The 14,006-nt window shown below is 64.2% G+C and carries 11 protein-coding genes; all 11 read left to right on the top strand.

What is annotated here, in order from left to right:
• The first annotated feature begins 17 nt into the window (after positions 1 to 17).
• Genes E1H16_RS01355 through nuoN form a run of 11 tightly spaced genes read left to right on the top strand, consistent with a single transcriptional unit; the run spans position 18 to position 14,006 of the window.
• Positions 18 to 1,346 carry an NADH-quinone oxidoreductase subunit D gene (locus tag E1H16_RS01355; RefSeq protein ID WP_134321895.1) on the top strand — a complete coding sequence of 443 codons (1,329 nt, stop codon included), beginning with the start codon at positions 18 to 20 and terminating at the stop codon, positions 1,344 to 1,346.
• A complete protein-coding gene (gene nuoE / locus E1H16_RS01350) occupies positions 1,346 to 2,038 on the top strand; it encodes an NADH-quinone oxidoreductase subunit NuoE (RefSeq protein WP_134321894.1) in 693 nt (230 codons plus the stop codon). Before E1H16_RS01355 ends, nuoE begins: the two co-directional genes overlap by 1 nt.
• The gene (nuoF, locus tag E1H16_RS01345) at positions 2,038 to 3,357 is read left to right on the top strand and encodes an NADH-quinone oxidoreductase subunit NuoF (RefSeq protein ID WP_134321893.1); all 1,320 of its coding nucleotides are present in this window, start codon (positions 2,038 to 2,040) and stop codon (positions 3,355 to 3,357) included. The genes nuoE and nuoF overlap by 1 nt, the downstream gene beginning before the upstream one ends.
• 3 nt (positions 3,358 to 3,360) lie before the next feature.
• The gene (locus E1H16_RS01340) at positions 3,361 to 5,799 is read left to right on the top strand and encodes an NADH-quinone oxidoreductase subunit G (protein WP_134321892.1); all 2,439 of its coding nucleotides are present in this window, start codon (positions 3,361 to 3,363) and stop codon (positions 5,797 to 5,799) included.
• Positions 5,799 to 7,130 (top strand): NADH-quinone oxidoreductase subunit NuoH, encoded by a 1,332-nt coding sequence (nuoH, locus tag E1H16_RS01335; protein WP_134321891.1) that lies wholly within the window; start codon positions 5,799 to 5,801, stop codon positions 7,128 to 7,130. Before E1H16_RS01340 ends, nuoH begins: the two co-directional genes overlap by 1 nt.
• Positions 7,123 to 7,686 carry an NADH-quinone oxidoreductase subunit NuoI gene (gene nuoI / locus E1H16_RS01330; RefSeq protein ID WP_134321890.1) on the top strand — a complete coding sequence of 188 codons (564 nt, stop codon included), beginning with the start codon at positions 7,123 to 7,125 and terminating at the stop codon, positions 7,684 to 7,686. Before nuoH ends, nuoI begins: the two co-directional genes overlap by 8 nt.
• Positions 7,683 to 8,501, top strand: coding sequence for an NADH-quinone oxidoreductase subunit J (locus tag E1H16_RS01325; protein WP_134321889.1), 819 nt, complete (start codon positions 7,683 to 7,685; stop codon positions 8,499 to 8,501). Before nuoI ends, E1H16_RS01325 begins: the two co-directional genes overlap by 4 nt.
• Positions 8,498 to 8,797, top strand: a complete 300-nt coding sequence (gene nuoK, locus E1H16_RS01320) for an NADH-quinone oxidoreductase subunit NuoK (RefSeq protein WP_134321888.1) — start codon at positions 8,498 to 8,500, stop codon at positions 8,795 to 8,797. Before E1H16_RS01325 ends, nuoK begins: the two co-directional genes overlap by 4 nt.
• Positions 8,798 to 8,806: 9 nt before the next feature.
• Positions 8,807 to 10,756 carry an NADH-quinone oxidoreductase subunit L gene (gene nuoL, locus E1H16_RS01315; protein ID WP_243837547.1) on the top strand — a complete coding sequence of 650 codons (1,950 nt, stop codon included), beginning with the start codon at positions 8,807 to 8,809 and terminating at the stop codon, positions 10,754 to 10,756.
• Positions 10,753 to 12,453 (top strand): NADH-quinone oxidoreductase subunit M, encoded by a 1,701-nt coding sequence (locus tag E1H16_RS01310; RefSeq protein WP_134321887.1) that lies wholly within the window; start codon positions 10,753 to 10,755, stop codon positions 12,451 to 12,453. Before nuoL ends, E1H16_RS01310 begins: the two co-directional genes overlap by 4 nt.
• Complete coding sequence (gene nuoN, locus E1H16_RS01305) at positions 12,450 to 14,006, top strand: NADH-quinone oxidoreductase subunit NuoN (protein WP_134321886.1); 1,557 nt, start codon at positions 12,450 to 12,452, stop codon at positions 14,004 to 14,006. Before E1H16_RS01310 ends, nuoN begins: the two co-directional genes overlap by 4 nt.

The raw sequence follows: 14,006 nt of genomic DNA, 5'->3' as shown, positions 1-14,006 counted from the left end.
ACTTCTGGGAGGACGCGATGAGCACCCCCACCGCCGATTCACGGCAGACGAACGAGGGCAAGGTCTACACCGTTACCGGCGGCGACTGGGACGACCTGTTCGACGAGACCGGCGATCCGTTGGAGGACGAGAAACTCGTCATCAACCTCGGCCCACAGCACCCCTCGACCCACGGCGTGCTGCGCATCGTGTGCGACCTCGACGGTGAGTCCGTGGAGAAGGCGCGCGCCGTCGTCGGGTACCTGCACACCGGTATCGAGAAGAACGTCGAGTACCGCACCTACACGCAGGCGCCCACCTTCCTGACTCGCGCCGACTACCTGTCGCCGCTGTTCACCGAGGCGTCGTACGCGATGAGCGTCGAGCGCCTGCTGAACGCCGACGTACCGATCCGCGCCGACATCATCCGCGTCATCACCATGGAGATCTGCCGTATCTCCTCGCACTGGATCTGGCTGGCGACCGGCGGTATGGAGCTCGGCTCGACCACCGCCGCGACGAACGGATTCCGAGCACGCAACTACTGTCTGGACATCCTGGAGAACATCACCGGCTTGCGGATGAACCACGCGTACATCCGTCCGGGTGGGGTAGCGCAGGATCTGGCAGCCGACTTCGATGAGGCCTTCACCTGGTGGGCCGACAAGATGGACGACGAGATCGACGGTGTCGAGCGACTGCTCACCGGTCAGCCGATCTGGATCCGCCGCCTCAAGGGCGTCGGCTTCCTCAACGTTCCGGGCTGTCTGCAGGTAGGCGTGACCGGTCCGATGCTGCGCGCCGCCGGTCTCGGGTGGGACCTGCGCAAGACCGAACCGTACTTGACCTACGACGAGTACGACTTCGAGGTTCCGACGCATGACGCCGGCGACTGCTGGTCCCGGTACGTCGTACGCGTCGCCGAGATGCGCGAGTCGTTGAAGATTTGCCGCCAGGCGTTCGAGCACCTCAAGTCCGAAGGTCCCGGCCCGGTGATGGTCGAGGACAAGAAGATCGGGTGGCCCGCCCAGTTGTCCATCGGCGCCGACGGCATGGGCAACTCGCTCGAGCACGTGAAGCACATCATGGGCCAGTCCATGGAGGCGTTGATCCACCACTTCAAGTTGGTGACCGAAGGCTTCCGCGTTCCAGCCGGCCAGGCATACGTGGCGATCGAGGGCCCGCGCGGCGAACTCGGTGCGCACGTGGTTTCCGACGGCGGCACCCGCCCGTGGCGCGTGCACCTGCGTGAACCCAGCTTTATCAATTTGCAGGCGCTGCCTGCGCTGTCCGAGGGTGGTCTGCTGGCCGACGTCATCGCGTCGGTGGCCTCACTGGATCCAGTCATGGGAGGTTGCGACCGCTGATGGCACTTGACGAGAACACGCGCGCGCTCGCGCAGAAGATCATCGACCTCTACCCCCAGTCGCGTTCGGCGTTGCTGCCGATGCTGCATCTGGTGCAGGGCGAGGAAGGTTACGTCAGTCAGGCCGGAATCGAGTTCTGCGCCGAGGTACTGGGCATCTCCGCGGCCGAAGTTGGCGGCGTGGCGACGTTCTACACCATGTACAAGCGTCGTCCCACCGGTGAACACCTCGTGAGCGTATGTACGAACACGTTGTGCGGGATGCTCGGCGGCGACAAGATCTACGCCGAGCTCTCCGATGAGTTGGGCGTAGGACATAACGAGACCACCGACGACGGCACGATCACGCTCGAACACGCTGAATGCCTGGCCGCTTGCGACTACGCCCCAGTGGTGACCGTGAACTACGAATTCTTCGACAAGCAGTCTGTGCAATCCGCGAAGGAACTAGTCGCGTCGTTGCGTGCCGGGCAGAAACCGAAGCCCACCCGCGGTGCGCAAATTACGTCGTTCCGTGAGGCCGAACTGGAACTCGCCGGCGTCCTCGACGACGAACTGGTGGCCGCGAAGGTTGCTTCGGTGGACAACATCGAATCTTCGTTGCGTGGTCTGAAACTCGCTCGCGAACGCGGCGAAACTGCGCCGGCGGCGGACTACAACACGCCAATCGCCGCTAAGGAGGAGAACAAGTAATGCCACTGACTCCTGTGTTGAGCAACCGCTGGGACGCCGACCAGCCGTGGACGATCGAGACGTACGAGTCCCTTGACGGCTACAAGGCACTTCCGAAGGCGTTGAAGGCCACCCCGGACGAACTGATCGAGTTGGTGAAGGCTTCCAGCCTGCGCGGACGAGGCGGTGCGGGCTTCCCGACCGGCCTGAAGTGGTCATTCGTGCCGCAGGGCACCGAGGGACCTGGCGCGAAGCCGAAGTACCTCGTCGTGAACGCCGATGAAGGCGAACCGGGCACGTGCCGGGATCTGCCGCTGATGATGCTCGATCCGCATGCGCTGATCGAGGGCTGCATCATCTCCTCCTACGCGATCCGTTCGAACTACTGCGCGATCTACATTCGCGGCGAAGCTATCCACGCGATCCGCCGGGTACGGAACGCCGTCAAGGAGGCGTACGCCGCGGGGTATCTCGGCAAGAACATCCTCGACTCGGGGTTCGACCTCGACATCGTCGTACACGCCGGTGCGGGCGCATACATCTGCGGCGAGGAGACCGCGCTGCTGGAGTCCCTGGAGGGACGCCGGGGGCAGCCGCGTCTCAAGCCGCCGTTCCCGGCGGTTGCCGGCCTGTACGCATCGCCCACTGTGGTGAATAACGTCGGGAGTATCGCTTCCGTTCCCGGGATCGTGCTCGGTGGCGCCGATTGGTTCAAGGAGATGGGCCCGGAGAAGTGCCCGGGAACGTCCATCTACTCGCTGTCCGGTCGGGTGAAGAACCCTGGGCAGTACGAAGCACCGATGGGCACCACGCTGCGTGAACTGCTCGAGATGGCCGGCGGCATCCGCGACGGCCACACGATCAAGTTCTGGACGCCAGGCGGGTCGTCGACTCCGTGCTTCACCGATGAGCACCTTGACGTACCGCTCGACTTCGATGCGGTCGCCGCAGCGGGGTCGATGAATGGCACCAGCGCTGTGATGATCTTCGACGATAGTGATTCCAACGTGCGCGCCACTCGCAAGTGGATCGAGTTCTACGCGCACGAGTCCTGCGGCAAGTGCACGCCGTGCCGCGAAGGTAACTACTGGCTCGAGCGAATCTTGCGCCGATTCGAAGACGGTGAGGCGCTCGAGTCCGAGATCGACCAGATGCTGGACATCACCGTCACGATCGGCGGCCGCTCGTTCTGCGCGCTGGCCGATGGTGGTGTTGGTTGCCTGCAGGCCTCGATCCAGCATTTCCGGCAGGAGTACGTCGATGCCATCGCCAACGGCGGCGTCGACGCCACCGACGAGAAGCGCGCCGACGCCGAGCCGGCCGCCGCGGGAGTTCGCTAAGTCATGACTACTGACCAGACCGCAGAGGTGGTCGAGACCGTCACGCTGACGATCGACGGCATCTCGGTAACCGCGCCCAAGGGCACGCTCATCATCCGGGCGGCAGAGCAGGTCGGGATCAACATCCCGCGGTTCTGCGACCACCCGCTGCTGGACCCGGTCGGCGCGTGCCGCCAGTGCATGGTCGAGGTGGAAATGGGCGGTCGCCCGATGCCCAAGCCTCAGGCCTCCTGCACGATGGAGATCGCCGAGGGCATGGTCGTGAAGACCCAGCTCACCAGCGACGTGGCCGCCCGCGCCCAGTGGGGCATCATGGAGCTGCTGCTGGTCAACCACCCGTTGGACTGCCCCATCTGCGACAAGGGCGGCGAGTGCCCGCTGCAGAACCAGTCGATGTCCACCGGTAGTGGCGAATCGCGGATGGTGGAGCAGAAGCGGACCTGGCCGAAGCCGAAGCCGCTGTCGACCGAAATCCTGCTTGATCGCGAACGCTGCGTGCAGTGTGCGCGTTGCACCCGATTCGCGGCCCAGGTAGCCGGTGACCCCTTGATCGAGTTGTTCGAGCGGACGTCGCACGAAGAGGTATCGATCAGCGACGGCGAGGCGTTCGACTCCTACTTCTCCGGTAACACGATCCAGATCTGCCCGGTCGGCGCGCTGACCAGCGCTGACTACCGGTTCCGTGCACGCCCGTTCGACCTACAGTCGACGCCAGTCGTCGACGAGCACGAGTCGAGTGGCGCGGCGATCCGCGTGGACTGGCGGCGCAAGCGTGTCACCCGCCGCTTGTCCGGTAATGATCCGGCCGTCAACGAGGAGTGGATCAGCGACAAGACCCGCTTCGCGTTCAACTATGCGCAGAGCAACGAGCGGATCATGACACCGATGGTGCGCGATCAGAACGGCCAGTTGGTTGCCGCGTCCTGGCCCGAGGCCCTCGAGGTCGCTGCGGCCGGGCTGCGCACTGCGCAGCAGGCCGGCGGAGTCGGCGTCCTGCCGGGTGGGCGATTGACTGCCGAGGATGCCTACGCCTACGCGAAGTTCGCCCGCGTAGTGCTCGGCACCAACGACATCGACGCTCGCGCCCGTGCGCACAGCGACGAGGAGCTGGAGTTCCTCGCCACTCACGTCGCCGGTGTCGGCCTCGAAGACGGTGCCGTTACGTTCGCCGACTTCGATCGTGCGAAGTCAGTCATCTTGCTCGGGCTGGAGCCGGAAGAAGAGGCATCGACGGTCTTCCTGCGGTTGCGCAAGGCCGTCCGCAAGAACGGCCTGAAGGTCTACTCGGTCGCGCCGTTTGCGACGCCGGCCACCGACAAGCTGGACGCCGAGGTCATCATGACCACGCCGGGCGCCGAGGCCGCTGTCCTCACCGCGATCGGCGACGGAACCGCAGGTGGTGCTGGTGCCGGAGCGGCGCAGGCGATTGCCGACGGCAGCTGCCTGGTGCTCGTCGGTGAACGTCTGGCCGAGATTCCCGGCGCGTTGCGGGCCACCTCGGCACTGTTGCGAGACGGTGTCCGTATCGCCTGGATTCCACGTCGCGCAGGCGAGCGGGCCGCGATCGATACCGGCGCGCTGCCGTCGATGTTGCCCGGCGGACGACTGGTGGCCGACATCGGTGCTCGGGCCGAGTTGGAGACGGTGTGGCGTACGTCGATCCCCGGCGAAGTCGGTCGTGACACGACCGGCATTCTGGAGGCGACCCGCGACGGCGACCTCGGCGGTTTGTTGATCGGCGGTGTCGACCCGTACGACCTGCCAGACCCTCAGTTGGCTATCGACGCGATGAAGGCGTCGAAGTTCGTGATCAGCCTGGAAATGCTGCCGTCCGCCGCGACGGAATGGGCGGACGTCGTTCTCCCGGTCGCGCCCGTGGTCGAGAAGTCCGGCACGTTCATCAGCTGGGAGGGACGTCGCCGTCCATTCGAGGCGACGATCCACTCCGTCGGCGTACCGTCCGATGCGCGCGTGCTGAGCATGCTCGCTGACGAGCTGAATATCGAGCTGGGTGTGCTGACTGCATCGCAGGCCATCGCGGAAATCGATCGGCTCGGTTCAACCGAGCGCCGGCCGAACCCGATCCACACGACGGCCGCACCGTTGCCGGAGCAGCCAGCAGCTGGATCGGCGATCCTGTCCTCGTGGCGCCGACTCGTCGACTCCGGCAGCCTGCAGGTGGAGGAAAAGCACCTGCAAGGCACCGCGCGCCCCTCGATCGTGCGCCTCTCGCCGGATACCGCTGCCGAGATCGGTGCGGTCGACGGCGACATCGTGACCGTCGGCAGCGACCATGGCGCGGTGAGCCTTCCGCTGGAAGTCACTGATATGCCCGATCGTGTCGTGTGGCTCCCGATGAACTCACCAGGTAGCCATGTGCGGCGCGAGCTGCAAGTGGCGATCGGCTCCGCTGTACGTATCTCGGCCGGAGGTCAGAACTGATGTACTCGCTCGCTGCTGCACTGCCGGCGGACGTACCCACCCTTGAGGATTTCGGGCACGATCCGTTCTGGATCACGCTGATCAAGGCTGTCGGCGTTTTCGTGCTGCTGGTGCTGATCGTGTTGGCGATGATCGTGTGGGAACGCAAGCTCATCGGCTACATGCAGAACCGGACCGGACCGAACCGCAACAGCCCCTGGGCTCTGCTGCAGTCGCTGTTCGACGGCATCAAACTGGCCTTCAAGGAAGAGGTCATCCCCAAGATGGCCGACAAACCGGTGTACTGGATCGCGCCGGTGATCGTCGCGGTACCGGCATATATGGCGTTCTCGGTCATTCCGGTCGGCCCGATGGTGAGCATGTTCGGTGAACAGACGCCGCTGCAACTCACCGACACCCCGGTCGGCGTCCTGGTGATCCTCGCGTGCGCGTCGGTCGGCGCCTACGGCATCATCCTGGCCGGTTGGTCGTCCGGTTCGACCTATCCCTTGATCGGTGGTTTGCGCTCGACCGCGCAGATTATTTCTTACGAAATCGCGATGGGCTTGGCGATCGTCGGCGTCTTCATGTGGGCCGGCACCATGTCGACCTCGGAAATCGTTGCTGCGCAGGGGATCCGCGGTTGGTTCTTCTGGATGCTGCCAATCAGCTGCATCCTGTACGTGATCGCGATGGTGGGCGAGACCAACCGCGCGCCGTTCGACCTCGCCGAGGCCGAGTCCGAACTAGTCGGTGGCTTCCACACCGAGTACTCCTCGATGAAGTTCGCGATGTTCTTCCTCGCTGAGTACATCAATATGGCGACTGTGTCTGCGCTGGCGACGACGATGTTCTTCGGCGGGTGGCGAGCGCCGTTCTGGATAGACACGTTCTGGGAGGGCGCGAATTCCGGCTGGTGGCCGATGCTCTGGTTCCTGGGCAAGACCGCGCTGTTCCTGTCGTTCTTCGTTTGGCTGCGAGGCGCCCTGCCGCGTATGCGCTACGACCAGTTCATGGCGTTGGGCTGGAAGGTACTGATCCCGGCCGCTCTGGCGTGGACGATGTTCCTCGGTTTGATCCGCACCGGCATGCTGCAGAACGGCGACAAGATGCCGACCTGGGGCTGGATCGCTTCCGGAATCTTCGCCGTGCTGGTGATCGCGGGCGCCGTGCTCTACTTCAAGCGCCCGGAGAAACCGATCGACAACATCAACGCCAACCCCGCGTTCCCGATCCCGCCAATGAACCTCGCCGTGCCGGGCGCGCGGCCCACCAGCGGTGGGCGCACCCCCCGGGTGAGCGGTCGTACGTCGTCCGGCGCGATCTCAGCGAAGGAGTCCTCCGATGGCTAAGAGCTTCCTGCCCGGCCCCCTGCAGGGTTTCGGGCTGACCTTCACGACCATGTTCCGTAAGCGTGCGACGCTGAAATACCCGGAAGTCAAGGTTGACGTTCAGCCGCGCTATCACGGCCGGCACGTACTCAATCGTCACCCGGACGGCCTGGAGAAGTGCGTCGGTTGCGAGTTGTGCGCATGGGCTTGCCCCGCTGACGCGATCTACGTCGAAGGTGGCGACAACACCGACGAGCAGCGCTTTTCGCCCGGTGAGCGCTACGGGAAGATCTACCAGATCAACTACCTGCGGTGCATCGGTTGTGGACTGTGCATCGAGGCGTGCCCGACACGTTCGCTGACCATGAGCAACGACTACGAACTCGCGAATGACAACCGTCAGGACCTCATCTGGACCAAGGAGGATCTGCTGGCCCCGCTGTTGCCGGGGATGGAGCAGCCACCGCATCCGATGCGCCTCGGCGAGGACGAGAAGGATTACTACGTGAACGGGCCGGAGTTACTGCGCGACTTCGAGAACGGCTCGTTGCGTACTCAGGAGGAGTCGGCTAAATGACCGAACTGACGACCATCCTGGCGAACGCGCCGGGGGTGATGTCCAGCGGCGAGACGGCGCTGTTCTACGTAATGGCGCCGGTCGCGGTGCTCGGCGCGATCGGGATGCTGTTCTCCCGCAACGCGATCCATTCGGCGCTGTGGCTGGTCGCGACGATGCTCAGCCTGGGCGTGTTCTACATGGCGCAGATGGGACCGTTCCTCGGGGTCACCCAGATCATCGTCTACACGGGCGCGATCATGATTCTGTTCGTGTTCGTGCTGATGATGGTCGGGCGCGACGCGTCCGACTCGCTGATCGAGACGTTGCGCGGACAACGCGCGTACGCCGCGTGGTTCGGCGTGGGCTTCGCCAGCCTGGTGGGCGTGGTCGTCTACAAGTCCACGCACGGTGTGCCCTCGCTCGGCCTCAATGACGCGACCGCTGCCGCCGGCGGAAACGTCGAGGGGCTCGCCGCGCTGATCTTCACCGATTACCTGTTCGCGTTCGAACTGACGGGCGCGTTGCTGATTACCGCCACCGTCGGCGCGATGGTGCTCGCACACATCGAGCGCGGCAAGCCCAAGGGACAGAAGGCGCGTGCGCTGGAGCGGTTCGCATCCGATGCGCCACATCCGCTCGCCGGACCGGGCGTATTCGCGACCTCACACTCGGTCGCTACGCCGGCCTTGCTGCCTGACGGCACGATTGCCCCGGAGAGCCAGTCCACCGGCGTTGAAATGCTGCCGATGTCCCGAGGACACCTGATCGGCCGTGCATCTGATGGCACGCTGCGGCAGGTCAAGACCACCACGCAGGAAGGGCAGGACGCGTGAACCCCGTCGCTTATCTGGTCCTCGCGGCCATCCTGTTCACGCTCGGCACGATCGGCGTGCTCGTCCGCCGAAACGCCATCGTGGTGTTCATGTCGATCGAGCTCATGCTCAATTCGGCGAACCTGACCCTGGTGACGTTCGGCCGCATGCATGGTCAGCTCGAAGGCCAGGTTATGGCGCTGTTCGTGATGGTGGTTGCCGCGGCGGAAGTCGTCGTGGGTCTGGCGATCATCATGGCCATCTTCCGTACCCGCCGTTCGGCCTCGGTCGACGATGCGAACTTGCTGAAGTACTAAGGGACGAATGTGACGACCTCTATGAATCTCGCCGCCGATCAGGTTGACGCGGTCACCGCGGGTGCACCGTTCAACCTCATGTGGCTGCTGATCGCGTTGCCGGCGGCCGGCGCTATCGTGCTGCTGTTGCTCGGCAAACGCGCGAACGCGTGGGGCCACCTGCTCGGTTGCGCTATGCCCATCCTGTCGTTCGCGCTCGGGCTGTTCCTCTTCTTCCACCTCAAGGGCACCGACTCGCGGGCGCAGAACCTGCACATGTTCACCTGGACGGCTTCGGGTGATCTCAAGATCGACGCCGGTCTCTTGCTCGATCCGCTGTCGATCACGTTCGTGCTGCTGATTACCGGTGTCGGATCGTTGATCCACATCTATTCGATCGGCTACATGAGCCATGACCCCGAACGCCGCAAGTTCTTCGCGTACTTGAATCTGTTCGTCGCCGCGATGTTGCTGCTGGTGCTCGGTAATTCCTACGTCGCGCTGTACTTCGGCTGGGAAGGCGTCGGTGTCGCCTCGTACCTGCTGATTTCGTTCTGGAACAAGCGTCCGGCTGCGGCTACCGCCGCGAAGAAGGCGTTCATCATGAACCGCGTCGGTGACGTCGGTCTGGCGATCGCCATCTTCATCATGTTCACCAAGGTTGGCAGCACTCAGTACGCCGACGTGTTCAACTCCGTCGGCACGCTCACCGGCGGACTGGTCACCGCGATCGGCCTGCTGCTGTTGCTCGGTGCTTGCGGCAAGTCCGGTCAGGTCCCGCTGCAAGCGTGGCTGCCGGACGCGATGGAAGGTCCGACTCCGGTGTCGGCGCTGATCCACGCGGCAACGATGGTGACCGCAGGCGTCTACCTGATCGCCCGCTCGAACCCGATCTTCGACGCGACCGATACGGCGCGCCTGGTCGTCACGATCGTGGGCGCCATCACGTTGCTGTATGGCTGCGTGGCCGGTTGTGCGTACGACGACATCAAGAAGGTGTTGGCGTACTCGACCGTCTCGCAGATCGGTTACATGTTCCTCGCTGTGGGTCTTGGCCCCGGCGTATACGCCCTGGCGATCGTGCACCTCGTCGCGCACGGCTTCTTCAAGGCCGGTCTGTTCCTCGGTGCCGGTTCGGTCATGCACGGCATGAACGACGAAGTGGACATGCGCAAGTTCGGCGGCTTGTGGAAGCACATGAAGATCACGTTCGTGACCTTCACGCTCGGCTACCTCGCGTTGATCGGCATTCCGCCGCTGTCGGGTTACTTCTCTAAGGACCCGATCATCGAGGCCGGGTTCGCACGCGGTGGGGTCGAAGGATGGCTGCTCGGCGGTGCGGCGCTGCTCGGCGCCGGTCTGACGGCGTTCTACATGACCCGACTGATGTGCATGACCTTCTTCGGTAAGCCACGGTGGGACGACGACGTCCACCCGCATGAGTCGCCCGCGACCATGACGGTTCCGATGATGATCCTGGCGATCGGCTCGCTCGGCGGTGGTGTGTGGCTGGCCGCGGTGCTGCCGGACTGGCTAGCTACCAGCCTGGGTGCTCCGATCGACCTGCACCATGCGATGGAGGAGAGCCCGATTCCGTCGGGCGTGTTGCTGGCCATCACGCTGGTCTTCATCGTCGGCGGTGTCGCACTGGGCGTCCTGCTCTTCGGCCCGAAGCGTGAGATCCCGAAGGTTGCCCCGGCGAGGGTCTCGCCACTGGTGGCCGCCGCTCGCGCCAACCTGTACGGCGACAAGTTCAACGAAGCGGTGTTCGAGAAGCCGGGCCTGGCGCTTACCCGCGCCTCGCTGTGGATCGAGGACCACGGTGTAGACGGCGCCGTCAACGGACTGTCGGGTGGCGTGGGCGCTACCTCGACGCGCGTACGCCGCATCCAGAACGGAGCGGTTCGTAGCTATGCATTGTCAATGCTCGTGGGCGTGGTCGCTGTGATCATCGCGCTACTGGCGGTGAGGTTCGCGTGAGCAACTTTCCTTTCCTCTTCCTGCTGATCCTGCTGCCGTTACTCGGCGCGATCGTGGTGGCCGTGGTCGGCCGCGACGAGGCGGGGGAGCAGATTGCCAAGAAGGCAGCCGTCGGTTTCGCGCTGCTAGAACTGTTGATCGCCATCGCGATGGTCCTCACCTTCGACGCCGACGGTGCACGACTGCAGTTCACCTCCAGCGTCGGTTGGATCGACTCGCTCGGCGTCAGTTTCTCGCTCGGTGTCGATGGCATCGCGCTGCTGATGATCTTGCTGACCACGATCCTGGTGCCGATCGTGATGATCGCATCGTGGAAGCGTCGCTCGCTCGGCGATGACATCAACCAGCCCGGCGACGATGAAGACTCGATCCCGGCCGTCGGTAACCAGGCCCGGTACTTCGCCTGGATCCTGGTGCTGCAGGTCTTCATGATCGGCGTGTTCGCCGCGACCGACGTGTTCCTGTTCTACGTCTTCTTCGAAGCGATGCTGATTCCGACGTACTTCCTGATCGGTGGGTACGGCGCATCGCGTCGTCGCGCCGCCGCGATGAAGTTCATCATCTACAGCCTCGTCGGTGGTCTGGTGATGCTGGCCAGCGTCATCGGCCTGTACGTCGTGAGCAAGGATCAGCTGGGGGAGGCGACCTTCTCCTGGGAGGCGCTGAGCCAACTGGAGTTGTCCAGCACGACACAGACCTGGCTGTTCCTCGGCTTCTTCATTGCGCTAGCAATCAAGGCACCACTGGTACCGCTGCACACCTGGCTGCCGGCCTCCGGCGGTGCAGGCCCGATCGGCACCACCGTGCTGCTGGTCGGCATCCTGGACAAGGTCGGCACCTACGGCTTCCTGCGCTACTGTCTCGGACTGTTCCCGGACGCATCGCGTGATCTGGCGCCGCTGGTACTGGTGCTGGCAGTGATCGGCATCTTCTACGCCGCGTTCCAGGCGATCGGGCAGGACGACGTGAAGAAACTCGTCACCTACACCTCGATCGCGCACTTCGGCTATATCGCGTTGGGCATCTTCGCGTTCACCACGCAGTCGTTGGCCGGCGCCGTGCTGTACATGTTCAACCACGGCATCTCCACCGGCCTGTTGCTCCTCGCGGTCGGCATGATCATCGCCCGCGGTCGCAGCCGCAAGATCTCCGATTACGGTGGCGTGTTCCGAGTGGCCCCTTGGCTGGCTGGCATCACCTTCATCGCCGGTCTCGCTGGCCTTGCGTTGCCAGGTACGAACTCGTTCGTATCGGAGTTCCTGGTGTTGATCGGCTCGTACGGCCGTGAGCCGGTGTTCACGATTCTGGCGACCATCGGCATCGTGTGGGCCGCGCTGTACATTCTGTGGCTCGTCCAGCGGATGCTGCACGGACCCGCCCGCGGAGTCGTGCCGAACACGGACGACGACCTCGATCACGATGCCGTCATCGATGAGGAAGTCCTGGAGTCCGACGCCGGTGTCGCGGTGAAGGAGCGGACCAAGAAGTCGGTTCGTCAACGCGCGTTCGGTGACCTGACGGCGCGCGAGTCGTGGGTCCTGGGCCCCTTGGTCGCGATCGTGTTCATTCTGGGCTTCTACCCGCAGCCGGTGTTGGACATCATCAACCCTGCGGTTGAGCAGACCCTGCAGACCGATGTCGGTATCGATAATCCGGGCGCCCCCGTCAACGCGTCCGCGAACGGAGACGGCAAGTGAACCACCTAGCCGCGATTGAGCTCCCGTCGATCGCATACTCGGCGCTGTCGCCGATATTGATCATGCTGGCTGCCGCGTGCATCGGCGTCCTCGTGGAGGCGTTCGCACCGCGTGCGGCGCGATTCCCATCGCAGGTCGGCCTCAGCGTCGTGGCGATTTTCGCCGCGTTGATCGCCATCTTTGCCGAGCGCTCCACGCATACGTTGACCCTTGGCCGCGCGATTGCGATCGATGCGCCCGCGCTGCTGAGTATGGCTGCGTTGCTGGTGTTCGGCCTGTTGGCGACCATGCTCTACGCGGACCGCAGCCTGGACAAGGTCGGCAATAACCGCGTGTCGCACTTCGTGGCTGAAGCCGCGCTGCCGGTCGGCTCCCGCGCCGATCGCGCGCTGCTGGCATCACAGCGCGTGCAAACCGAGGTCTTCCCGCTGTCGTTGTTCGCGATCGCGGGCATGATGATTTTCGTGGCGAGCAACAACTTGATCGTCATGTTCATCGCGCTCGAGGTCTTCTCGCTGCCGCTGTACCTGATCGCCGGGTTGAACCGTCGGCGCCGCCTGCTGTCGCAGGAGGCCGCGGTCAAGTACTTCCTGCTTGGCTCGTTCGGCTCCGGCTTCTTCATCTACGGCATCGCGCTGATCTACGGCTACGCCGGCTCGGTCGACCTGCGGGACATCTTCAGCGAAACGACCAACAACTTCGGGCAAGACCCGTTGATGCTGATCGGGTTGGGCTTACTGCTGGTCGGCTTGTTCTTCAAGGCGGGTATCGCGCCGTTCCATCAGTGGACGCCGGACGTCTACCAGGGCTCGCCGACCCCGATCGCGGGCTTCATGTCCGCGGCGACGAAGTTGGCCGCGTTCGTGGCGCTGCTGCGCGTGCTGTACATCGGGTACACCGCCGTACCCACGCAGTGGCAGCCCGTGTTGGCCGCGTTCGCCATCGTGTCGATGCTCGTCGGTGGTCTGTTCGGTATCGCGCAGACCGACCTCAAGCGGATGCTGGCGTACTCGTCGATCGCCCACGCCGGGTTCATCCTGGTCGCGGTGCTGGCCAACACCGAGTCCGGCGTGAGTGCCGTGATGTTCTACATCATCACCTACGGTCTGAGCTCGATCGCCGCATTCGCGTGCGTCAGCCTGGTCCGCCGCCAGGACGGCGAATCGTCGCGATTGTCTGACTGGAAGGGGATGGGTCGCCGCAAGCCGTTGCTGGCCGGCATCATGACCATCCTGATGCTGTCGATGACCGGTATCCCGTTGACCGCCGGCTTCATCGGTAAGTTCCAGGCATTCAGCGCCGCGATCGAGGCCGACTACGCCTGGCTGGTCGTTGTCGCGCTGCTGCTGAGCGCGGTGACTGCGGTGTTCTACCTGCGGTTGATCGTGCTGATGTACTTCCATGCGCCGGAAGAGGACGTCGCACTCATCGAAGAGCCGGGTACCTCCACGGACGTCGTCATCTGGGTGACCACCGCGCTGACCGTGCTGTTCGGTGTGTTCCCCGGACCGCTGCTTGACCTGGTGGCCAAGGCCACGCAGTTCGTGGGCTAG

Origin of the sequence: Cumulibacter soli (assembly GCF_004382795.1) — a bacterium.
Taxonomy (GTDB): Bacteria; Actinomycetota; Actinomycetes; order Mycobacteriales; family Antricoccaceae; genus Cumulibacter; species Cumulibacter soli.
This window is presented reverse-complemented; position numbering and strand designations above follow the sequence as displayed.